Origin of the sequence: Streptomyces sp. SID5464 (genome assembly GCF_009862985.1) — a bacterium.
GTDB lineage: Bacteria > Actinomycetota > Actinomycetes > Streptomycetales > Streptomycetaceae > Streptomyces > Streptomyces chartreusis_D.
This window is the reverse complement of record NZ_WWIQ01000011.1, coordinates 30,358-52,557: the sequence shown is the minus strand read 5'-3', so window position 1 is coordinate 52,557 and position 22,200 is coordinate 30,358. Positions and strand designations below refer to the sequence as shown.

Sequence of the window (22,200 nt, the reverse complement as noted above, 5' to 3'; positions counted from 1 at the left end):
CGGAGGAGGAGCCATGACCCTCACCGATCCGGCGGCCGTGCTGCGCCAGGGATTCACCGGCCAGGTGCTGCGGCGGGGCGAACCGGGCTACGACGAGGCACGCCAGGTCTTCAACGCGATGATGGACCGCCGCCCGGCCATCGTCGCCCGGTGCGCGACCACCGCGGACGTCGTGGCGGCCGTCGATGTCGCCCGGGACCACGGGCTCGTCGTGGCGGTCCGCTGCGGCGGCCACAGCGTCGCCGGGCTGGGCACCTGTGACGACGGGATGCTGATCGACCTGAGCGGCCTGAAGTCGATCACCGTCGATCCGGGGGCGCGGACCGCGCGGGCCGGCGGCGGTGTCCTGTGGGGAGAGTTGGACACGGCTACGCAGGCTCATGGCCTGCACACGCCCGGCGGGCGGGTCTCCACCACCGGTATCGGCGGTTTCACCACCGGTGGCGGCTACGGCTGGACGTCCTGCAAGTACGGGCTGGCCTGCGACAACCTCATCTCGGCCGAGGTCGTGCTCGCCGACGGCAGGGTGGTGCGCGCCGGCGAACGCGAGCACGCCGACCTCTTCTGGGGCCTGCGCGGCGGCGGCGGCAACTTCGGCATCGTCACCGAGTTCGAGTTCCGTTTGCACCCGCTCGGCCCGACGGTCCTCGCGGGGCTGACGATGTTCCCGGTCGAGCGCGCTCCGGAGGTGCTGCGCGGCTGGCGGGACTGCGCCGATGCCGCACCCGACGAACTCGCGACCGCCTTGGTGGTGCTCACCGCACCACCCGAGCCGTTCGTCCCGGCCCGACTGCGGGGCGAGCCGGTCCTCGGCGTCGCGGCCCTGTACGTCGGCGCGGCCGACCGGGGCGACGACGTGGTGCAGCCGCTCAGGGATCTCCGCCCCGCCGTCGACCACATCGCCCCGATGCCCTACACCGCCTTCCAGGCGGCCCTCGACCCCCTCGCGCCCCGCGGCTTCCGCAGCTACTGGCGTGGCGAATACCTGCGAGAACTCACCGATGACGCGATCGACACGTTCCTGTCCCACGCCGTCGAACTGACCTCGCTCGGAGCGCCGCTGAGCGAGATGGTCATCTTCCGCGTCGGGCAGGGCGTCGCTGCGGTGCCCGACGCGGCGACCGCTTTCTCCCACCGCGACGCCGGCTACCTGTTCCACCCGATCTGCATGTGGGACGACCCGTCCGACGACAGCCGGATGATCACAGCCGGCCGCGCCTTCGCGTCCGCCATGCGACCGTTCGGCACCGGCGCCGCCTACCTCAACTTCACTCCCGAGGCCGACCGGGTCCGCGATGCCTACACCGACGAGACGTACGCACGTCTCGTGGCGATCAAGGACACCTACGATCCGGCCAACCTGTTCCGGCTCAATCAGAACATCCGCCCCAGCCACTCCGCGCTCGTCGGCTGAAGCGATCGTCCCGGGACGACCGTGACCGGTGAACCGACTGGTATGACTGGTGCATGCAGGAAGAAACCGCACAGTCGGCGATCGACACGTTCATCTCCGCGTTCAATGCCTCAGAAGACAGCTACGTGACTTCTCTGCTGTCCCAGGCGCTGACCCCGGACGTCATCCTCTGGGGGCCGTTGGGGCGCAGTGAGGGGATCGAGGCAGTGGAGCGGTTCGTGCTGGACATCCGGCGCCACCCGGCGGGGGCGGGCACGATGATCCGCTGTTCGGGAGTGGACATGCCCGATGAGTGGGCGCGGTACCAGTGGGTTTTCACGCTGCCGGACGGAGGTCCACGTCTCGCGGGAACGGACGTCGTCCATCTGAGGAGAAACCTCATCGATCAGATCATCGTTTTCGCGGGAGACATCAAGCCCTCCCCCTAGCGCCCCCAACCCCAGATTCACACACTCACCTGTTCAAATCCCTGCGTTTGGTGCAGGGCTCGGGCAAGGTGTCCGTGTCGGAGCTCTCTCAGCGTCTCGGGGTCTCGGAGATGACCGTGCGCCGGGACTTGGACGCGCTGGAGCGTCAGGGCCTGGTACGCCGGGTGCACGGCGGTGCGGTCGCCCACCGTCCCCGTGAGGAGGGCGGCGGGTTCGCCGCACGGGAACAGTGGCAGTCCGCCACCAAGGACCGTCTGGGTGCGGCCGTGGCCGCGATGGTGGAGCCCGGTTCACGGGTGCTGCTGGACGCGGGGACCACCACCGTGCACGTGGCGGAACATCTGGCCGAACGCGCTCCGCTGACGGTCGCCGTGCTGAGCCTGCAGACGGCCCTCGCCCTGGCGGACCGCCCGGGGATCGAGCTCCTCATCGTCGGAGGCCGCTCCCGTCCGGGGGAACGCTCGCTGGTGGGGCCGCTGGCCCTGCGCACGCTGGAGTCGTTGAGTTTCGACTGCTTCGTGATGTCCATCGGCGGCGTGCACGCCGAGCATGGCTGGTCGGAGTTCTCCCTGGACGACGCGGCGGTCAAGCAGGTCGGGCTTGCCCAGTCGGCCCGCACGGTCGCTGTCGCGGACGCCACCAAACTCGGCGTCCGGGCCTTCAGCCAGGTCGCCGCGCCGGGCGCCGCCGATTGTTTCGTCACTGACGCCGCGGCCGATGACGCGCAGACCCACCCCAATGGCCCGGCCACCCTCAAGGCCCTGCGGCAGGCGGGTGTCGAGACCCACCTGGTCTGACGCCCGCCGCTCACATCACATCAAGGAGTAATTCTGTGCAGACCGCCACGCGCTCGCTCATGATCCTGGTCGCCGGACCCTACCGGTCGGGCACCGGCGACGACCCGCACAAGCTGGAGGCGAACGTCCGGGCCATGAACGAAGTGGCCCTGAAGCTCTTCCGTGCCGGCCACCTCGGCGTGACCGGTGAGGCCCTCGCCCTGCCGCTGCTGGAGACCGCCGGCAGCACCGGCCCCGGCGATGCGGCGTACGAGGAGATCTTCCACCCCGTAGCCGAGCAGCTGCTGTCCCGTTGCGACGCGGTGCTGCGGATCGGCGGCCCGTCCGAGGGTGCCGACCGGATGGTCGCCCGGGCCCGCGCCCGGGGCAGGGCCGTCTACACAAGCCTCGACGACGTCCCGGCCGCACGGTGACCGCGGGCATCGACACACCTGTCGATGTGGAGGCCTCTGCTGGACGGTGACACGCCTGAGGAAGCGTGCACCGCCATGCCGTTCCTCACCGTCCCGCAGCCGCTGTGACCGCAAGGGGCGCTTATCGGTTGGCCGCGAGATTCCTGTCGATCCTCTCGTGCAGCGCGATTCCGAGGGAAACGGACACGTTGAGGGACTCGGTCGAACTCATCATGGGAATCGAGACCGAGGCGGAAGACGCTTCCTCGAAGAGGTCGGACGGCCCGCCCTTTTCGCTGCCGAACAACAAGGCAAGCCGATCCGGACTGTCGCCGAGTTCCTTCACGGAAATATCGCCGTCTGCCTTGAGCGTCATCAGCTTCATACCACTGTCCCGGATGAAGGCGAGGGCCTCCTCGCGACCGGAGAGGACGACGGGGAGCGAGAAGACGTAGCCACGGCTGGCCCTTTGCAGACGCCGGTCCGCGATGCTGGCGATATCACTGTCGACCAGGATGATCCCGGACGCTCCGAGCGCGAGCGACGTGCGTACGATCGCGCCGATGTTCCCGACGATCTTCACCCCGTCGAGAACGACGACGTCCCCGCTCCGGCTTTCGATATCGCTGAACCTGGCCGGGCGAGGGACGCGGGCGATGCCGAACGTCCTGGGCTTCCTCTCCCCCTTGAACAACTGGTTGACGATCGACGAGTCGATGAGGCGGACCGGAATGTTCTGCCGCCTGCACAGATCCAGCAATTCGGCGGGGAAGGGACTGCTGTCGCTGCCGTAGACCTCGATGAACTCCACTCCGGCCGCGATGCAGTGCGTGAGGGGCTCGACGTCCTCGATCAACGTGGTCTTGATGTTGGATCGCGAAGGCTTGGTGACATCGCTGATCCGCTGCACAGCCGGATCGGAGGGATTTTCGATGGTGTCCAACTCGGTCATGGTCGTCCTGTTCTTCCCCGTTCGAGGCCGCGCGGCTCACGATAGCAAGATCTCGTTCGCCCGCGAGCGGCCGGTGGAGCCCCGTCCGCCCGCCGGGTCGCCGATCGTCGGACGCGGTGAGTCGACTCCCGGCGTGCCCGAGCCCTAAGGGACTGTAAGGACTTGGCTCCCGGCATTGAGCGACGCTGTTCGCGCCGCCGACTCTGTGTGCTTCCGGGCCGCAGACAAGGGAGTTCCGATGGCCACACAGACCACCGCCGAGCGTGCGCGCACACCGCGCCGCGACGAACGCAGGGTCGTCAGCAACATCGTGCGCGGATCGATCGGCAATCTGATCGAGTGGTACGACTGGTACGCGTACACCGCCTTCAGCGTCTACTTCGCCTCCGTCTTCTTCCCCTCCGGCGACCAGACCGCCCAACTCCTCAACACCGCGGCGGTGTTCGCGGTCGGCTTCCTGATGCGGCCGATCGGCGGCTGGGTCCTGGGCCGCTACGCCGACCGCCGCGGCCGCCGCGCGGCGCTGACGCTGTCGGTGACGCTCATGGCGGCCGGTTCACTGATCGTCGCGCTGACCCCGTCGTACGGCTCGATCGGGGTCGCCGCGCCGATCCTGCTGGTCGCCGCGCGGCTGCTGCAAGGTCTGTCGGTGGGAGGTGAGTACTCGACCTCCGCCACGTACATGTCCGAGGTGGCCTCGCCCGGCCGCCGCGGTTACTACTCCAGTTTCCAGTACGTCACCCTCATCGCCGGGCAGCTGACGGCGCTCGGTCTGCAGATCGTCCTGCAACAGGTGCTCAGCCCCGCGCAGATGGAGTCCTGGGGCTGGCGGATCGCGTTCGTCGTCGGCGCCGCGGGGGCGGTGGTCGTGCTGTGGCTGCGGCGCGGCATGGACGAGTCCGAGAGCTTCGAACGTGCCGCGTCGGAAGGCGAGAAGGAGCAGAGCGGCCCGGCCCGCGGAAGTCTGCGGCTGCTGCTGTCCTACCCCCGGCAGTGCCTGGTCGTCGTCGGGCTGACCATGGGCGGCACGCTGTTCTTCTACACGTACACCACCTACCTGCAGAAGTTCATGGTCAACACCAGCGGCATCGCCAAGCCCACGGCGGCGTGGATCAACTTCTTCGCGCTGCTCGTGTTCGTCGTGCTCCAGCCGGTGATGGGCCTGCTGTCCGACCGGGTGGGGCGGCGTCCCATGCTGATCGCGTTCGGGGCGCTGGGCACCGTGGTGGTGGTGCCCTCGCTCACCCTGCTGTCGCACACCAGTGACCCCGGGTACGCGTTCCTGCTCATGGTCGTGCCGCTGGCCGTCAGCTCCCTGTACACCTCGATCAGCGCGGTGGTGAAGGCCGAGCTGTTCCCGACCTCGATCCGGGCGCTCGGCGTCGGCCTGCCGTACGCACTGACCGTGGCCGTGTTCGGCGGGACCGCCGAGTACGTCGCCCTCTGGTTCAAGAACGCCGGACACGAGAACTGGTACTTCTACTACGTCACCGCCTGTGTCCTGATCTCGCTGCTCGTCTACATTCGGATGCGCGAGACCTCCGACGCGTCGCCGCTGGACGAGGGCGTTTCCCGGTCTCGCGACTGACGAGGCGGGAAGGAGGCGACCGTGCGGGTGCTGCTGGCCGAGGACGACGACGGGGTGGCGGGCGCGCTGACCGAGGCGCTGTACGACAACGGCCACCAGCCGGCCCGGGTGCGGCGCGGCGAGGACGTTCTGGCCCGCCACCGGCAGGCCGACCTGCTGCTGCTCGACCTCGGCCTGCCCGACCTGGACGGCCTGGAGGTGCTGCGCAAGCTGCGCGCGGTCAGCGCCCTGCCGGTGGTGGTGCTCACCGCGCGGGGCGACGAACGGTCGGTGGTGCGTGGTCTGCGGCTGGGCGCCGACGACTACCTGGTCAAGCCGGTCCGGCTAGCCGAGCTGCTGGCCCGCATCGAGGCCGTCACCCGCCGCGCCACGGCACCCGCCGCCCCGGCGCCGCGCACCGTCCGCGTCGCCGACGTCGAGGTCGACCTCGACGCGCGCCGGGTGACGGTCGGCGGCGCGGAGGTGCGGCTGACCGCCAAGGAGTTCGAGGTCCTCGCCGCGCTGGCGGCCCGGGCCGGCACGGCGGTCAGCCGCCAGCAGCTGATGGACGAGGTGTGGGGCGACGCCTTCCTCGCCGTGTCCCGCTCTCTCGATGTGCACCTCACCCAGGTGCGGGCCAAGCTCGGCCGCCCCGAGGTGCTGACCACCATCCGCGGCTTCGGCTACCGCTTCGGCGACTGAGCCGGCTTCTCACGGCAGGCCCTGTTCATGCGCACCCGCGTCCTCACCGTGGTCCTGGCCTTCGCGGTCCTTGCCGTGGCCGGCTTCGCCGTCCCGCTGCTGGCCGTCACCGCCGCGCAGCGCACTCAGCAACTCGTCGCGGCGCGCACCGCCGACCTCGACCGTTTCGCCGGGCTGGCCGAGCAGGCCGCCGAGAGCGACGACACCGGCACGCTCACGGCCGACGTGCGCCGCTACACCGAGCTGTACGGCGAGGCCGTCGTGGTCGTCGACGCCCGCCGCGCCCCGCTGGTGCAGACGGGCGGCCTGCGCGCCGCCGACCCGGCCGTCGCCCGGCTCGTCGACGCGGCGCTGCGCAACCAGCCCGTCTCACCCGGGGGGACGCTGCGGCCCTGGTCCCGGGCCGACCGGCTGCTCGCCCGCCCCGTGGGCACCGGCACCAGGGTGTCCGGCGCCGTGGTGCTGCGGGCCTCGGTGCGGGCCGCCGCGGACGACATCGCCCTGCGCTGGACGCTCGTCCTGGCCGGCGCCGGTCTGTTCGCCGTGGCCTGTGTGCTGCTCGCCCGCCGGGCCACGCGGTGGGTCGTACGGCCGCTGCACCGCCTCGACCGCGCGGTCGGCACCCTGGCCGCCGGCCTGCCGCCCGAGCACGCGCGGGCCGGCGGCCCGCCGGAGCTGCGCCAGCTGGCCACCGGCTTCAACCGCATGGCCGACGCGGTCACCACCGCGCTGGAACAGCAGCGCCGGCTCGTCGCCGACACCTCGCACCAACTGCGCAACCCCCTGGCCGCCCTGCGGCTGCGCATCGACTCGCTCCAGCCCCACCTGCGCACCTCCGGCACCCGCACCTACACCGGGGTGACGGCCGAACTCGAACGCATGGAGCACCTCCTCGACGACCTGCTCACCCTGGCGAACGCCGAGCACCGCGCCGGCGAACTGGCCGTAACGCGGGCGCGGGAGTCGTGCTGCGACGCCGCGGCGGTCGCGGCGGCCCAGGTCCGGCTGTGGCAGCCGGTGGCCGAACGGGCCGGAGTCCGCCTGGAGTTCGTGCCCGGCCCCGCGGTCCTCATGGCCTGCCCGGAGGGAGAGCTGGCCCAGGTGGCCGACATCCTCCTCGACAACGCGATCAAGTACGCCGGGAGCGGCGCCCGCGTGGAGGCACGCTGTTCCACCGAGGGCGCGGACGCGGTGTTCGAGGTACAGGACGACGGGCCGGGCCTGAACACCGGCGAACTCTCCCGGGCCGGCACCCGCTTCTGGCGCTCGGAACGCCACCGCGAGGTACGCGGCAGCGGTCTCGGCCTGGCGATCGCCGAGCGACTGGTGGCCGGTCACGCCGGACACGTCGAGTTCACGGCGGCCGAACCGCACGGCCTGCGCGTCCGGGTCGTGCTCCCGAAGGGGCACACGGCATGACCGGCCCCGCCCGCCTGACGACCCGCCGCACCGTCCTGCGCGCCGCACTCGCAGCGGCGGGCACCGGCCTGCTCGCCGGCTCCGTGGCGGCGGACGCGCGGCGCGCGGACAGCGGCCCGGAGGGAGTTCTGAGGATCGCGACCGGCGAGACCGACGGGTTCTACGCGGCCTTCGGCCGACTGCTCGCGGCCCAGGTCACGGCCACCTACCCCCGGCTGTCCTGCGAGGTGGTCAGCAGCGAGGGCAGCGTGGCCAACGTACGGCTGCTCCGGGCCCGCCGGGCCGACGTGGCCCTGGCCCTGTCGGACATCGCGTGGGCGGCGTACGGCGGCACCGCACCGTTCGGCAGCCGCGTCCCGCTGCGCGCGATCGGCAGGGTCTACGAGAACTACGTCCAGCTGGCCGTGCGCGCCGGGGCGCCCATCCACACCGTGTCGGACCTGGCGGGCCGCACCGTCTCGCTGGGCGCGCCCGCGTCCGGCGGCGCCGTGCTCGGCGACCGTCTGCTGCGCGTCGCGGGCCTGACCCCCGGCACCGACGTCCGGGTCCGGCATCTGCTGATGCCGCAGGCGGCGCGTGCGATGCGGGCCGGCGCGATCGACGCGCTGCTGGTCGCGGGGGGTGTACCGCTCCCCGTACTGTCCGGGCTCGACACCCGCCCCGGCATCCGTCTGCTGCCCCTGTCCGGCCTGCTGCCCCGGCTGCGCGCCGGCCTCGGCCCGGAAGGATCGGGTCTGGAGGCGGTGACGGTGCCGGCCGGGGCGTACCGGGAGACCCCCGAGGTTCCGACCATCGGCGTCGCCAATCTCCTGCTCTGCCGCCCCGACCTCCCCGCCCCCGTCGCCGCCGCCCTCACCCACGTCCTGGTCCGCCGGGCCACCCGCCTCGTCCCCGCCCCGGCCCTCGGCACCCAGTTCCTCGACGCCCGCAGCCTGATCTCCACGGGCGCCGTCCCCCTGCATCCGGGGGCGGTCGCCGCCTATCGCGAACTGCACGGCTAGGGCCCAGCGACGCTAGGATCATGGTCATGGCCCTGACCATGAACGACGTGGACCGGTTCGAAGCAGCCAGGCCCCGCCTGGAGGCCATCGCCTACCGTCTCCTCGGTTCCGCGAGCGAGGCCGAGGACGCCGTGCAGGAGACCTTCCTGCGCTGGCAGGCCGCCGACGTCGACCGCGTCGAGATCCCCGAGGCCTGGCTGACGAAGGTGCTCACCAACCTGTGCCTCAACCAGCTCACCTCGGCCCGCGCGCGGCGAGAGACCTACGTGGGCCAGTGGCTCCCCGAGCCGGTGCTCGCCGGGGACCCCATGCTCGGCCCGGCCGACACCGCCGAACAGCGCGAATCGGTCTCGTTCGCGGTCCTCGCCCTGCTGGAGCGCCTTTCCCCCACCGAGCGGGCGGTCTACGTCCTGCGGGAGGCGTTCGACTACCCGCACCGGGAGATCGCCGAGATCCTCGACATCACCGAGGCCGCCAGCCAGCAGATCCTCCACCGTGCCAAGAAGCACGTCGCGGACGGCAAGGCCCGCACCCAGGTCGACGAGGCCGCCGCCCGGCGGATCGTCGACGAGTTCCTCGCGGCCGCCACCAGCGGCCGGACCGAACCGCTCGTGCGGCTGCTCACCCAGGACGCCATCTCGGTCGGCGACGGCGGCGGGAAGGTCCCGGCCCGCGCCAAGGCGTTCGAGGGTGCCCTCGCGGTCGCGAAGTTCATGCGGGGTCTGTTCAAACCCGGCAAGGCCAAACGCGACCTGGTCGGCGGCTCACCCGACGTCTACGCCACGACCGCCAACGGCGACCCCGCCGTCGTCGTGGTGCTCGACGGCCGGGTCATCGGCGTCATGTGTCTGGAGGTCACCACCGAGGGCATCGCCGCGTTCCGCAACCAGGTCAACCCCGACAAGCTCGAACGGGCGACCAGGCGGTGGGCGGCCACCGACCACGGCGATCCGCTGCTCAGGGTCTTCTGACCCTGCCGACGAAGATGTGACGTGCTTCACACCGCGTTCCTGTCAGGAAACGGCGGGCTGCCCGGTTCAGGGGGCGAGTCCCGCTCAAGACAGGAGCCCGGAAATGCAGCACCGCATCGTCGTCCTCGGAGCCGGCTACACCGGAGCCATCGCCGCCGGCCGCCTCGCCAGGCGGCTGCACCGCGCAGAGGTCGCCATCACCCTCGTCAACACCGAGCCCGACTTCGTCGAGCGTGTCCGGATGCACCAGCTCGCGACCGGCCAGGACCTCACGCGCCGGCCCCTCAGTGAGATGTTCGCGGGCACCGGCGTCGAACTGAAGCTCGCGAAGGTCACCGGCGTCGACGTCGACCGCAGGACCGTCGCCGTCGTCGACGCCAACGCCCCCGGGGAACCGGAGGCCGAGGAGCTGGAGTACGACACCCTCGTGTACGCCCTCGGCAGCGGCTGGAGCGACCAGGGCGTCCCGGGCGCCGCCGAGCACGCCCACCAGATCGCCGGCCGACCCGGCGCACTGCGGTTGCGCGAGCGTCTGGCCCGCCTGGACGCCGGAGAGTCGGTGGTCGTGGTCGGCGGCGGACTCACCGGCCTGGAGGCCGCGTCCGAGATCGCCGAGGCCCGCCCGGACCTCGACGTCGCCCTCGCCGCCCGCGGCGAGCTCGGCGACTGGCTCTCCCCCAAGGGCCGCCGGCACCTGCGGAAGGTCTTCGACAGGCTCGGCATCACCGTCCACGAGCACGCCTCCGTCGCCGCCGTCGAGGCCGACCGCGTCACCACCGCCGACGGCGGGACGATCCCCGCCACGGTCACCCTCTGGACCACCGGCTTCGCCGTCCACCCGATCGCCAAGGCCACCACCCTGGACGTCACCGACACCGGCCGGATCCTCGTCGACGGGACCATGCGCTCGGTCTCGCACCCGGACGTGTACGCCATCGGTGACGCGGCCCTGGCCATGGGCCCGGGCGACAAGCCGCTGCGGATGTCGTGCGCCTCCGGCACCCCCATGGCATGGCAGGCCGCCGACGCCATCGCGGCCCGCCTGACCGGCGGGAAACTCCCGAACGCGCCGCTCCGCTACTTCAACCAGTGCATCTCGCTGGGCCGCGAGGAGGGGCTGATCCAGTACGTCACCGCCGACGACCGCGCCGTCCGGGCGGCCCTGACGGGCCGGCTCGCCGCCGTCTACAAGGAACTCGTCTGCAAGGGCGCGGTCTGGGGCGTCGCCCACCCGACGCTCGGACTGCCGACCCGCCGCCGCCACGTCGTACGGCAGCCGGCCCGGGCGGTCTCGCCGGTCAGCACAGCGGCCTGACGCGCATGCCGACGACCCCCAGGGGTCGTCGGCATGGTCCGTGCCGCAGTCACCGGTCAGAATGGTGATGTGAACCTCGACCATGTCTTCGTATGCGGAAACCCGGCACTCGACTTCGCCGCCACGCTCGGGGCGCGCCGTTCGGAGCGCTCGGAGATGTTCGTGACGCCGGACAGGCTGAACGCCTGGTACGTGGAGTCCGGCATCGTCGACGCGGTCTCCGCCGGCCGGGAGGCGGACGTCGAGCAGGCGAAGACCGTGCGGGAAGCGATCTACCAGCTGGTCACCGCCCGCCGGCTCGGGGAGGGGTACGACGCGACGGCGCTGACCGTCGTGAACAAGGCGGCACGCAGGCCGGCCGCGGTGCCGCAGCTCACCCCGGCGGGCCGATGGACGCAGGCGACCCCGGACGAAGCCCTCTCCCTGGTGGCGCGCCACGCCGTCGAGCTTCTGAGCGGGCCGGACGTGCCCCTGCTCAAGGAGTGCGGAAACCCGGAGTGCACCCGCGTCTACATCGACCGCTCGCGGGGCATGCGACGGCAGTGGTGCGGGATGGACTCGTGCGGCAACAAGATCAAGGCGGCCGCGTACCGCGCGCGCAAGAAGACGGCATCCGTGGCGGCCACGGACTGACGCGCCTCAGGCCCGCATCCCCAACAGGAAACGCGTCACCCGCGTCCTGCGCACCAACAGTTCGTACGCCACGAGCGTCAGGGCGAGGGAGATCGTCACCAGCACCACGTACTCGACCGGAATCGGCGCCGGCCAGCCCACCAGGAAGTAGGCCACGGCGACGACGATCGGCTGGTGGAGGACGTACAGCGGAAGGACGGCGGCCGCGAGGTACCCCGGGGGCCCCGCCGGCGGCTGTTGACGGGGGCGGTCGAGGAGGCCGGGGACGGCGACCGCCAGGCACCAGCCGGCCGCCCCGAACAGGGCCCGGGAGACGACGGCCAGGGGGGTCGTCTCCGTGAAGGGGTCGTCGGCCGTGGTGAAACCGGGGGCGGCCGCCATGAACAGGAGGGCGCCGAGACAGGCCGTGGAGCGTGCGTCGCGACGCATGGCGGCGCGGAAGCGCGTGTCGCCGGCGAGGGTGAAGCCGGCGGCGAAGAAGAGGAGGTACGACCAGCGGTGCCAGCCCGCGTAGTCCTCCTCCATGCCGGCGAAGGCGCAGATCTCCGCGGAGGCGAGGGCCGGGAGCAGTACGACGCCGCGCCGGCGCAGGGTCACGGCCGCCACGCGGTCGGCGAGCCGGCGGAAGGGCGCGTGCGGCAGGAAGCGGTGGAGGGTGGCCAGCATCAGGGAGAACGTCAGCAGGAGCACGACGAACCAGAGATGGCCGGTCTCGAAGTGCTCTCCCTGGACGAGGAAGGGGAACTCGTCGAACTCCACGTGCACGTCGAAGAAGTGGGGCAGGAAGCCGGCGTACGACTCGTCGTAGCCGGGGTCGGACGAGCGCTGCCGCAGCCACTGCGGGAGCGGGTTCAAAAGGAGGGTCCCGAGGAGGAGGGGGACGCCCAGCCGAAGCAACCGCTCCGTGGTGAAGGTGCCCGCGCCACGGCTCCGCAGTGAGTGCCAGGCGCCGAGGCCGGAGATCAGGAACAGCAGCGGCATCGCCCAGACGACCCCGAACCCGGCGATGACCGTGATGGCTTCGGTGGTCTCGGTGTTCGTGACGTAGAAGTCGCCCTCGGTCGCGTACACCAGCGCCGAGTGGAAGAAGACCAGCCCGATGACCACCACCATCCGCAACGCGTCCAGCTCCGCCACCGCCGCTGCGGTGACGGCGCCCGCGGTGACACCGTACGCGTCGCCAGTTGCTCATGCTGCGGTGAACCGTTCGGCGGCATCCCAGAGTTCGCCTTCGCGCCGTGGGTCGTAGGACTCCTCGGACGAGCGGTCCACACGGTTGCGGTCGACGTAGGAGCCGGTCTGGGCCACGGTCGTGCCGAGGACGACGTCGGCGAGGTAGCGGCCCGCGGTGTCGCGGCTGCTGGCGAACGGAGTGAGGGTCATCATGGGCAGGATGCGCCGCATGGCGAACCGGGAGACGGGGTCGGCGTTGCGGGCGAGGCCCGTGCCGGGGACGAAGCCCGGGTTGTAGGCGACTGCGTCGATCCCGGCCGGCAGGCGGCGCGCGTACTCGTGCACGAGGTAGATGGCGGCCAGCTTGCTCGTCGAGTACGCGGTGCGCCCGGCGACCGCGGTGTCCGGCTCGGCGAAGGCACGGGTGCGGGCGAGGACGTCCGGGGACTTCCAGGCCGGGCCCGGCACCATGCCCAAGTTGTGCCTGAAGTCACCGAAGTGCGTGTCACTGACGGTGATCACGATCCGGGCGGGAGCGGTGAAGCGGTCCTGGAGCAGGCGGACGAACAGGTGGTTGGCGAGCACGTTGACCGTGAAGGTGGACTCGAATCCTTCCGGTCCCTCGGTGAGCGCGTTCGCGTACTGGATGCCCGCGTTGCCCACGAAGCCGCGCAGCGGCGGCAGTTCACCGCGATCGAGCCGGTCACGGATCTCGGTGGCGGCCGAGCGGACGCTGTCCAGCGAGCCGAGGTCCGCCGGGACGTGCGAGACCGTGTGCCCACCCGTGGCGAGTTCCGCGGCGAGCTGTGTACCGGAGGACCCGCGGGCGACGACGAGGAAGTGCACGTCCGTCGACCGGCGCAGGATGTGCCCCGCGGCGACGCGGCCGATCCCACGGCCCGCGCCCGTCATCACGATGGTGTGCTTCATAAGAGGCTCCTTCATTGGCCGGCGGTGTCGGCGCCCGGCTTGGGCACGGGGCCACGTTCGCCGGGTGTGCCACCGCCAACCAGTGCCGTCCCCGTCACCAGGACTGGCAGTACCCAGGCTGATGCGGCGCCGCGCGGTGAGAATGAAGGCATGGCTCCCTCCCGCTCCGGCTTCGCCGAACTCCTGCGCGCCTGGCGCGACCGTCTCTCCCCGGCCGACGCCGGCTTCACCGTCACGGACGGCCGTCGCGCCCCGGGGCTGCGCCGGGAGGAACTCGCGCAACTGGCCGGGCTTTCCGTCGACTACGTCCTGCGCCTGGAACAGGGACGCGCGCGGAACCCCTCGTCCCAGGTCGTCGGTGCCCTCGCCCGGGCCCTTCAGCTCTCCCGCGCCGAGCGCGACCGGTTGTACCGCGCCGCCGGGCTCCTTCCGCCGCAGGACGGGACGGTCAGCACCCACGTGCCCGCGGGCGTCCAACGGCTCGCCGTCCGCCTCGGCGACGTTCCGATCGGCGTGTTCACCGCCGACTGGACACTGGTGTGGTGGAACACCATGTGGAGCGCCCTGCACGGTGACCCCGCCGTTCTTCCGACCGCCGAACGCAACCTCGCCCGTGCGCTCTTCGGCAACGGCGCCGCACGCGCCTCGATGCTCCCCGTACGGTCCGAGCGTGGAGCGGACGCCCTCGTGGCGTCGATCGTCGCCGACCTCAAGGACGCCGTCTCGCGCTATCCCGCGGACGCCCAGCTCGATCGCCTCGTACGGGAACTGCGGGAATCGTCCGACGCCTTCGCTCACCTCTGGGCCACGCAGACGACCGCCGCGCAGCACACGACCGACCGCAAGACGATCCGGCATCCGGAGATCGGCGACATCCTGCTCGACTGCGACGTCCTCATCGTCCCCGGAGCCGACCTGCGCATGGTCACCTACACGGCGGCGGCCGGAAGCAGCGGTGCGGGGAAACTGGGCCTTCTGCGCGTCTCAGGCGGACATCAGGTCCGGTCGCACGCTCAGCCGCAGGGCGAGCCCCTCGGCAGGCCGGGGAGCGGTTGACTCCGGTGAGGGACGCGGGCCGGGTGTGAGAAGTCCCGGGCGGCCCGGTCCGCGTCGGTGTTCCGGCCGGCACCAGGGCCAGTCCGGCGGGTCGTGCCGGGCAGGCCCTGGTGTTGAGGAGGGCTCAGCGCTTGAGCGTGAAGGTGAAGTCGCCGGAGAGCTTGCCGCTCAGCCGGACTGCCGAAACGAGCCTCCCCTGCGTGATCAGTCTCTCGACCTCGGCCCGCGAAAGACCGCAGCCTTCAGCGATCAAGCGCACCGGCCGGACAGGGATCCGCGCCGCGAAGCGGACCGAGACGTCGATCACCTCGCGGTCCAGGTGATCCGATCCGCCGGTGTCGAGGCGCCAGGCGTTGTCCCAGTGGAGGGCGATGCGATTGCGGCGCCGCACGACCGGATCCTGGAGCAACTCAGCTGTCAGGCCGAGGTCGTTGTCATGCAGCCGGTCCAGCATCTCGGGTCGTACGGAGCGCACGTTCATCCGCTCCAGGACCGTGAGCTTCGCGGTTTCCCCGCAAGCGGTACAGAGCACGAGGAGCCAGGCGTCGATGAGCTTGTGGTTGGCGTTGACGCGAAATTTGCCGCTCGCCCGGAAACGCTCGGACCCGCACGCGTGACAACGGCGGAGAACGAGCGGCAGGCAGGTGGGCATGACCACCCAGTTTTTGAGCACAGAAGTACACCGGTTTCAGTGAGAAGTCCGCAGCAGAAAGCAGCGCGGCGCACATGCGCGCCGCGCGACCGATCAGCGCTCGGGAGGTCACACGGTGTACAACGGCACGTCCTTGCCTCGACGACTCGGTCCGGCAGCACGGTAAGGGCGCACTACGGCACGGCTCCACCGGTTTTCGGGCGCCCACGCCAGTCCGCACGCCCGGGTCCGCCACCGGCTCCGTGAGGTCACGCGGCGTCCCGTCGACGTTCGAACGCGATCGATTCCGGACGCGTGTGCCCCAGACGCGGCAAGGGCTCGAACGGGTGGACGCGGTGGTGGGGCGGCCCCTCGGCGATGCGAGTTGGCGGAAACGCCGAGGCCTGGCACGTGAGTGGCGGATGAGGTTCCGAGCCTGTCGTGCCGGTCAGCTCGCCGGAGCCGGGCCGGGCGGCAGATGGACCGTCATGATCAGGTGGCAGGGTTCGGAGCCGGAGCCGCGGTAGGTGTGCGGGGTGTCGCCGTCGAACGTGGCGGTCCGGCCCGCCTCGAGGATGTGCTCGGTGCCGTCGACGATCAGGGTCATCCGGCCGGAGGTGACACTGACGGTTTCCACGACGCCGCCCTGGTGGGGATGGCTGGCGTACTCCTCTCCCGGTTCCAGCCGCCAGCGCCAGACCTCGACCGGCGCCGGCCCTGACGTCGTCAGCATCAATCGGGCCTCGCTGCCCCGCTCTCCGGTCCACAGGGGGGCCACGGCCTCGGCGGACACGACACGGACGCGGCCTTCGGGCGGTCCCTGCATCAGGGCGGACACCGAGATGCCGAGGGTGTCGGCCAGCCGGACCAGGGTGGCCAGGTTGGGGTTGCCCTGGGCTTTCTCCAGACCCACCAGGGCGCCCTTGCTGACCTGGGCGCGCCGGCTGAGTTCCTCCAGCGTGAGGCCCGCGCGGACGCGGGCCGCCCGGACGTTGTGCGCGACGGTCCGCAGGGCTGCGGCTGTCTCGGCCACCTGATCACCATCCTTGCCGGCTGGAACATTCGACTGCACCGCACGGTCGTTTGATTGACACCGGACGGTCATTCCGTTGTACGGTCTGGTCGTTCCACTGAATGGTAAGGGATATGCCGTGTTCGCTGTGCGTGCACCACCGAGCCATGGCCCGCCCCGAGTCGAGAAACGGAAACCGCCGTGCCCACCTTCCACCTCACCCCCGCCGTGGCGGAGGCCTTCCCCGACACCCTCATCGCCCTGGTCAGCGCCACCGGCCTGCGCGGCGGTGCACCCTGGCCGCACACCGCCACCGCCCTGGAGGACCTGGAGCGGCAGCTCTCCGACGGCACCTGGCAGCCCGCCGACGAGACCGACCCGCGCATCGAGGCCTGGCACACCGCCTATCGCTCCTTCGGGACCAACCCGCGCCGCATCCGCCCCAGCGTCGACGCGCTCGGCCGACGCCTCGCCAAGAAGGGGACGCTGCCGCGCATCAACCCGGCGGTCGACTCCTACAACGCCGTCTCCGTCCGTCACGGCCTGCCCGCCGGCGCCTTCGACCTGGACCACGTCGCCGGGGACGTCGTCATCCGGTACGCGGACGGCACCGAACCCTTCACCCCGCTCGGCGAACCCGGCACCGTCGAGCACCCCAAGCCCGGCGAGATCATCTACGCGGACGCCACCGGCGTCCTGACGCGCCACTGGAACCACCGCGACGCCCACCGCACCCGTGTCACCGAGGACTCCGCACACGTCGCCTTCGTCCTGGAAACCCTCCACGCCACCCGCGACGGCGACCTCCTCGAGGTCGCGGCGGAGGAGCTGCAGGGCCTGCTGGCCCCGCACACCGCGCAGACCACCGTTCACTACCTCAGCCCGGCACAGCCCCGGGCCACGGCGCGTCCCTGAGCGGGCCGGGCTCGTCAGTCGGCGTCCGTGGCCGGGATTCTCCCGGAGACGAGGCCGAGCGCGTGGGCGAGTTGTTCACGGTGATCGTTCAGGACCTCGGGGCTGATGCCCCGGCCGGCCGTCTCACGGGCGAACTCGTCGGCCGCGACCTTGAGCACGGCGTTCATGGTGGCGGCCTGCACCCGCACGTCGAACGTCTCGGCCGGCATGCCCATGCGTGCGGCGAGCACTTCGGTGAATGTCTCTTCCGCACGCTCCCGCAGCACGAGGTAGGCGGCGCGCAGCGCGGGTTCGTCATGGGTCATCCGGACCACGGCGAGAACCGCCTCGACGTCCTCGCCGGATGACGAGTCGAGGACGGGCTGGTAGGCCGCGCGCAGGTGCTCGATCAGACCGGATCCGGGCGGCCAGGCGTGCAGGACCGCACGGAAGGCGTCGAGCATCTTCGTGAGCAGCGGTTCGACGCAGCTCTCCTTGGTGGGGAAGTAGCGCCACAGGGTGCGCTCGGAGACTCCGGCGGCCCGCGCGATCTGCTCGCCGGAGGTGGCTGCCACGCCCTGTTCGGCGAACAGCCGGACCGCGTGGCGGGAGATGTCGAGGCGTTGCCGCCCGCGCTGCTCGTCGCTCACCGGCGGCCGGCCCCGGCGGGATGTACGACCGCTGCCCACCCTGACGTCCTCCATCAGGCGATCTAAACACGCGCGCGACAGGGGAGACGACTGGCCGAAACTTTAATGACAGTCACTGCCAACAAACTGCTACGGTCGGGGCGGCTCGAAGATCGCATGTGGAGATCACAGGAGGAGCGCCATGAGCGTTACCGCCGAGCGTCAGCAACTGCCCTTCCCGAGGCCGAACGTTCTCGACCTCGCGCCTCTGTACGACGTACTGCGCCGCGAGGCGCCGGTCACGCCGGTCACCACACCGGCCGGTGACCCCGCCTGGCTGGTCACCCGCTTCGAGGAGGTGCGCGACCTGCTCGGCGACAAGCGACTCGGCCGCTCCCACCCCGACCCGGACCGGGCGTCACGTCTGACGTCAGCCGCGGTCCTGGACGGCCCCACGGGCAACTACGACACCGAGGAGGCCGACCACACGCGGATGCGCCGGCTGCTGACCCCGGCGTTCTCGGCCAAGCGGATGCGGATGCTCTCCGACCACGTCCAGCACCTGGTCGACCGTTGCGTAGACCGGCTGGTCACCGACCACGCCGCCGCCCCCGACCGGGTCGTAGACCTCCACGCCGGGCTGGCCTTCCCGGTGCCGGTCGCGGTCATCTGCCGGCTGCTCGGGGTGCCCGAGAGCGACCGTGAGCTCTTCGCGTCGCTGTCGAACCGCATGTCCGACTACGCCATCGGCGACGAGGCCCACCGGGCGCGGGACGAGTTCAACGCGTACATGACCCGACTCGCCGAGACCAAGCGCGCGCGGCCGGGCGAGGACGTGATCTCCGACCTCGTCCGCGCGCAGAGCACCGACGCGGACTACGACTACGCCGACATGATCCAGCTCTGCGTCGGGCTGCTGTTCGCCGGCCACGAGACCACGGTCAACCGCATCGGCCTGGGCACACTCTTCCTGCTCACGCGCCTCGACCAGTGGCAGGCGCTGACCGCCGACCCCGACGGCCGGGTCAACGCCACCGTCGAGGAGATCATGCGCCTGGGCGCGCCCGGCGACCTCGGGCTGCTGCGGTACGCGCACACCGACGTCGACGTCGCGGGCGTCACCATCCGGCGCGGCGACGCCGTGGTCCTGTCGGTCAACTCCGCCAACCGCGACGCCTCCGTCTACACGGACGCCGAGACCTTCGACCCCGACCGCCCCGAGCGCACGCACCTCGGATTCGGCCACGGCGTGCACTTCTGCATCGGCGCGAGCCTGGCCCGGGTGGAGTTGCGCATCGTGTTCGCCACGCTGGCCCGCCGTCTGCCCGGGCTGCGGCTCGCCAAGGAGCTGGACGAGCTGGAGGTGCGCACCACCCTCACCGGTGGCGTCACGGAGCTGCCCGTGACGTGGTGATGCCCCGGGGCGACCTGGTGTCAGTGCGACTCACGGCTCACCTCGGAGCCGCTGGAGCCGACGAGGAAGTCGAGGTCGGCTCCGGTGTCGGCCTGGCGGACGTGGTCGACGTAGAGGCGTTCCCAGCCGCGCCGGGGAGCGGCGAAGCCGGCGACCGTGGCCTTGTCGGGGGCCCTGCGGGCGAGTTCGGCGTCCGGCACGTCGACGTCGATACGGCGGGCCGCGACGTCGAGGGTGATGAAGTCCCCGGTCCGGACGAGGGCGAGGGGGCCGCCGGCCGCGGCCTCGGGGGCCACGTGCAGGACGACCGTGCCGTACGCGGTGCCGCTCATCCGGCCGTCGCAGACCCGGACCATGTCCCGGACGCCCTGGGCGAGGAGCTTCTTCGGCAGGGGCATGTTGGCGACCTCGGGCATGCCCGGGTATCCCCTGGGGCCGCAGCCGCGCAGCACCAGGACGGAGTCGGCGTCGACATCGAGGTCCGGGTCGTCGATGCGGGCGCGGAAGTCCTCGATGCTGTCGAAGACGACGGCCCGGCCCCGGTGCCGGAGCAGGTGCGGGGAGGCGGCGGCCGGTTTGACGAGCGCGCCGTCGGGTGCGAGGTTGCCGCGCAGGACGGCGATGCCGCCCTCGGCGACCAGCGGCCGGTCGCGGGTGCGGATGACCTCGCCGTCCCAGATCTCGGCGTCGTCGAGGTAGGCGGCGAGCGGTCCGCCGGTGACGGTCAGCGCGTCGGGGTCGAGCAGATCGCGGACCTCGCGCAGGACGGCGAGCAGGCCACCGGCGCGGTGGAAGTCCTCCATGAGGAAGCGGCCGGCCGGCTGGAGGTCCACCAGGACCGGCACGCGGGAGCCGATGCGGTCGAAGTCGTCGAGCGACAGGTCGATGCCCAACCGGCCGGCGATGGCCAGGAGATGGACGACGGCGTTGGTCGAGCCGCCGATGGCCGCGAGCGCGACGATCGCGTTGCGGAAGGACGCCTCGGTCAGGAACGTCGCGGGCCGCCGGTCGGCGCCCACCATGTCCACCGCCAGCCGGCCGGCGTGGTGCGCGGCCTCCAGCAGCCGGCTGTCGGGGGCGGGTGTCCCGGCCGTCCCGGGGACGACCGTGCCGAGCGCCTCCGCCACGAGCGCCATCGTCGAGGCCGTGCCCATCGTGTTGCAGTGGCCGCGGCTGCGGATCATCGCCGACTCGGAGCGGGTGAACTGTTCCTGGGAGAGCGTGCCCGCGCGGACCTCCTCCGACAGCTGCCACACGCCGGTGCCGCAGCCCAGCAGTCCGCCGCGGAAGGTGCCGTTGAGCATCGGCCCGCCGGGGACCACCACCGCGGGCAGGTCCACCGAGGCCGCGGCCATGAGCAGCGAGGGGATCGTCTTGTCGCAGCCGCCGAGCAGGACGACGCCGTCGACGGGGTTGGCCCGCAGCATCTCCTCCGTGGCCATCGCGGCCATGTTCCGCCACAGCATGGCGGTGGGCCGCACCTGCGTCTCACCCAGCGACACCACCGGCAGGTCCAGCGGGATGCCGCCCGCCTCGTACACGCCGTTGCGCACCGAGGCCGCGACCTCGTTCAGATGCGCGTTGCAAGGAGTCAGGTCCGAGGCGGTGTTGGCGATGGCGATCTGCGGCCGGCCGGTGAACGCGTCACCGGGCACGCCGCGCCGCATCCATGCCCGGTGGATGTAGGCGTTGCGGTCCTGTCCCTCGTACCACTGCGCGCTGCGGAGTCTCTCCATGGAGCCCTTCCCATAGACGGAACAGCGGTCTAGATTCCGGAACGTCATGAAGCATAGGCAGACGGTCGGGCGAGCGACATCCCCGACCGTGCGCCGTCCGGTGATGCGCGCGTTCGTCCTGACCGGCCCCGGCGCGTACGAGGTCCAGGAGCTCCCGGCACCGGTGGCCGGCCCCGGTGAGGTCGTCGTCGACGTCGAGCGGGTCGGTGTGTGCGGCACGGACGCGGAGTTCTTCACCGGCGCGATGGCCTACCTCCACCAAGGCCACTCCGCCTACCCTATGCGGCCGGGTCACGAGTGGGCCGGGCGTGTGGCGGCCGTCGGTGACGGTGTCGATCCCGCCTGGCTCGGCCGCCGGGTCATGGGCGACACCATGCTCGGCTGCGGCACCTGCCGCCGCTGTCTGCGCGGCCGTCAGCATGTGTGCGAGCAGCGGCGGGAGGTCGGCATACGCGGCGACCGGCCCGGGGCGCTGGCGGAGCAACTCGCCGTACCCGCCTCCTCGTTGCACGCCCTGCCCGACTCCGTCGACGCCGTGCTCGGCGCGCTCGTCGAGCCCGGCGGCAACGCCCTGCGCGCCGCTCGGGCCGCCGCGCCGGCGCCCGGGGACCGCGCCCTGGTCCTGGGCCCGGGGACGATCGGGCTGCTGGTGGCGATGTTCCTGCGCGCGGCCGGTGCCGAGGTGCACCTCATGGGCGCGACCGAGAGCTCCCTCGCCTTCGCCCGCTCCCTGGGCTTCGAGCACGTGTGGACGGAGGAGTCCGTGCCGGACGTGCCCTTCGACGCGGTCGTCGACGCCTCGAACGCCACCTCGCTGCCGGGGCTGGCCCTGGAGCTGGTCGAACCCGGGGGCCGCCTCGTGTACATCGGGCTGGCCGGCGAGCCCAGCAGGATCGACACCCGCACGCTCGTCCTCAAGGACGTGACCGCGACAGGTGTCCTGTCCGCCTCCCCCGGCCTCGACGCCACCATCCGGGCGTACGCCGCCGGATCGGTCGACCCCAGGCCACTGGTCGCCGCCACCGTGGGCCTCGACGAAGTGGGCCCCGTCCTCGCCGGCGAGCGCCCGGCCGGCTCCGGGCCCGGCCCCAAGATCCAGGTCGACCCCTGAGGGTCCGACGGCGAGCCACCACC

22 protein-coding genes are annotated in these 22,200 nt (G+C 71.7%); 15 read left to right on the top strand and 7 right to left on the bottom strand.

The annotated features are described in order from the left end of the window. Positions 1 to 13 precede the first annotated feature (13 nt). The 4 genes from GTY47_RS12675 to GTY47_RS12660 are packed head-to-tail and all read left to right on the top strand — an operon-like array spanning position 14 to position 3,052. Positions 14 to 1,414 (top strand): FAD-binding oxidoreductase, encoded by a 1,401-nt coding sequence (locus GTY47_RS12675; RefSeq protein ID WP_010045543.1) that lies wholly within the window; start codon positions 14 to 16, stop codon positions 1,412 to 1,414. Positions 1,415 to 1,467: 53 nt separating this feature from the next. Continuing rightward, on the top strand, positions 1,468 to 1,842 hold the full coding sequence (locus GTY47_RS12670) for a hypothetical protein (RefSeq protein WP_010045540.1): 375 nt from the start codon (positions 1,468 to 1,470) through the stop codon (positions 1,840 to 1,842). Positions 1,843 to 1,871: 29 nt separating this feature from the next. Further along, positions 1,872 to 2,639: a DeoR/GlpR family DNA-binding transcription regulator gene (locus GTY47_RS12665; protein ID WP_102515047.1), complete on the top strand. Its 768-nt coding sequence runs from the start codon at positions 1,872 to 1,874 to the stop codon at positions 2,637 to 2,639. 59 nt (positions 2,640 to 2,698) lie between these two features. Continuing rightward, positions 2,699 to 3,052, top strand: coding sequence for a hypothetical protein (locus GTY47_RS12660; RefSeq protein WP_040903945.1), 354 nt, complete (start codon positions 2,699 to 2,701; stop codon positions 3,050 to 3,052). A gap of 121 nt (positions 3,053 to 3,173) precedes the next feature. Here GTY47_RS12660 and nshR read toward each other — a convergent pair whose 3' ends face one another. Beyond that, positions 3,174 to 3,983 (bottom strand): NshR/TsnR family 23S rRNA methyltransferase, encoded by an 810-nt coding sequence (gene nshR / locus GTY47_RS12655; RefSeq protein WP_010045534.1) that lies wholly within the window; start codon positions 3,981 to 3,983, stop codon positions 3,174 to 3,176. Positions 3,984 to 4,221: 238 nt separating this feature from the next. Between nshR and GTY47_RS12650 the strand changes: the two genes are divergently transcribed. The 7 genes from GTY47_RS12650 (at position 4,222) to GTY47_RS12620 (ending at position 11,591) form a co-directional block, all read left to right on the top strand. After that, positions 4,222 to 5,571 (top strand): MFS transporter, encoded by a 1,350-nt coding sequence (locus tag GTY47_RS12650; RefSeq protein WP_010045532.1) that lies wholly within the window; start codon positions 4,222 to 4,224, stop codon positions 5,569 to 5,571. A gap of 21 nt (positions 5,572 to 5,592) precedes the next feature. After that, positions 5,593 to 6,252: a response regulator transcription factor gene (locus GTY47_RS12645; protein ID WP_010045530.1), complete on the top strand. Its 660-nt coding sequence runs from the start codon at positions 5,593 to 5,595 to the stop codon at positions 6,250 to 6,252. Positions 6,253 to 6,279: 27 nt separating this feature from the next. Further along, positions 6,280 to 7,671: a HAMP domain-containing sensor histidine kinase gene (locus tag GTY47_RS12640; protein ID WP_010045528.1), complete on the top strand. Its 1,392-nt coding sequence runs from the start codon at positions 6,280 to 6,282 to the stop codon at positions 7,669 to 7,671. Continuing rightward, positions 7,668 to 8,672, top strand: a complete 1,005-nt coding sequence (locus GTY47_RS12635) for a TAXI family TRAP transporter solute-binding subunit (protein ID WP_010045526.1) — start codon at positions 7,668 to 7,670, stop codon at positions 8,670 to 8,672. The genes GTY47_RS12640 and GTY47_RS12635 overlap by 4 nt, the downstream gene beginning before the upstream one ends. A gap of 26 nt (positions 8,673 to 8,698) precedes the next feature. After that, positions 8,699 to 9,643: an RNA polymerase sigma-70 factor gene (locus GTY47_RS12630; protein WP_010045524.1), complete on the top strand. Its 945-nt coding sequence runs from the start codon at positions 8,699 to 8,701 to the stop codon at positions 9,641 to 9,643. Between the two features lie 103 nt (positions 9,644 to 9,746). Beyond that, positions 9,747 to 10,958 carry an FAD-dependent oxidoreductase gene (locus GTY47_RS12625; protein ID WP_010045521.1) on the top strand — a complete coding sequence of 404 codons (1,212 nt, stop codon included), beginning with the start codon at positions 9,747 to 9,749 and terminating at the stop codon, positions 10,956 to 10,958. Positions 10,959 to 11,027: 69 nt separating this feature from the next. After that, positions 11,028 to 11,591, top strand: coding sequence for a CGNR zinc finger domain-containing protein (locus GTY47_RS12620; protein WP_010045520.1), 564 nt, complete (start codon positions 11,028 to 11,030; stop codon positions 11,589 to 11,591). A gap of 6 nt (positions 11,592 to 11,597) precedes the next feature. On the opposite strand, the gene GTY47_RS12615 is transcribed toward GTY47_RS12620, so the two are convergent. Then, the gene (locus GTY47_RS12615; protein ID WP_231911191.1) at positions 11,598 to 12,728 is read right to left on the bottom strand and encodes an acyltransferase; all 1,131 of its coding nucleotides are present in this window, start codon (positions 12,726 to 12,728) and stop codon (positions 11,598 to 11,600) included. Positions 12,729 to 12,779: 51 nt separating this feature from the next. Further along, positions 12,780 to 13,694 (bottom strand): SDR family NAD(P)-dependent oxidoreductase, encoded by a 915-nt coding sequence (locus GTY47_RS12610; RefSeq protein WP_010045516.1) that lies wholly within the window; start codon positions 13,692 to 13,694, stop codon positions 12,780 to 12,782. 150 nt (positions 13,695 to 13,844) lie between these two features. Between GTY47_RS12610 and GTY47_RS12605 the strand changes: the two genes are divergently transcribed. Then, positions 13,845 to 14,750 carry a helix-turn-helix transcriptional regulator gene (locus tag GTY47_RS12605; protein ID WP_010045514.1) on the top strand — a complete coding sequence of 302 codons (906 nt, stop codon included), beginning with the start codon at positions 13,845 to 13,847 and terminating at the stop codon, positions 14,748 to 14,750. A gap of 124 nt (positions 14,751 to 14,874) precedes the next feature. Here the strand turns inward: GTY47_RS12605 and GTY47_RS12600 are convergent, their stop codons facing one another. Beyond that, positions 14,875 to 15,423, bottom strand: coding sequence for a DUF1062 domain-containing protein (locus GTY47_RS12600; protein WP_029181560.1), 549 nt, complete (start codon positions 15,421 to 15,423; stop codon positions 14,875 to 14,877). Between the two features lie 406 nt (positions 15,424 to 15,829). Next, entirely contained in the window at positions 15,830 to 16,414 is a 585-nt protein-coding gene (locus tag GTY47_RS12595; protein ID WP_010045511.1) for an XRE family transcriptional regulator, read from the bottom strand. Positions 16,415 to 16,594: 180 nt separating this feature from the next. Between GTY47_RS12595 and GTY47_RS12590 the strand changes: the two genes are divergently transcribed. Continuing rightward, a complete protein-coding gene (locus GTY47_RS12590; protein WP_010045509.1) occupies positions 16,595 to 17,308 on the top strand; it encodes a phenylalanine--tRNA ligase beta subunit-related protein in 714 nt (237 codons plus the stop codon). 14 nt (positions 17,309 to 17,322) lie between these two features. Here GTY47_RS12590 and GTY47_RS12585 read toward each other — a convergent pair whose 3' ends face one another. Further along, on the bottom strand, positions 17,323 to 17,991 hold the full coding sequence (locus tag GTY47_RS12585; RefSeq protein WP_102514906.1) for a TetR/AcrR family transcriptional regulator: 669 nt from the start codon (positions 17,989 to 17,991) through the stop codon (positions 17,323 to 17,325). 127 nt (positions 17,992 to 18,118) lie between these two features. Here GTY47_RS12585 and GTY47_RS12580 point away from each other — a divergent pair, with 127 nt between their 5' ends. Then, entirely contained in the window at positions 18,119 to 19,330 is a 1,212-nt protein-coding gene (locus GTY47_RS12580) for a cytochrome P450 (RefSeq protein WP_010045503.1), read from the top strand. A gap of 20 nt (positions 19,331 to 19,350) precedes the next feature. Here GTY47_RS12580 and GTY47_RS12575 read toward each other — a convergent pair whose 3' ends face one another. After that, positions 19,351 to 21,066, bottom strand: coding sequence for an IlvD/Edd family dehydratase (locus tag GTY47_RS12575; RefSeq protein ID WP_010045501.1), 1,716 nt, complete (start codon positions 21,064 to 21,066; stop codon positions 19,351 to 19,353). 103 nt (positions 21,067 to 21,169) lie between these two features. Between GTY47_RS12575 and GTY47_RS12570 the strand changes: the two genes are divergently transcribed. After that, entirely contained in the window at positions 21,170 to 22,177 is a 1,008-nt protein-coding gene (locus GTY47_RS12570; RefSeq protein ID WP_029181558.1) for an alcohol dehydrogenase catalytic domain-containing protein, read from the top strand. Positions 22,178 to 22,200: the final 23 nt, after the last annotated feature.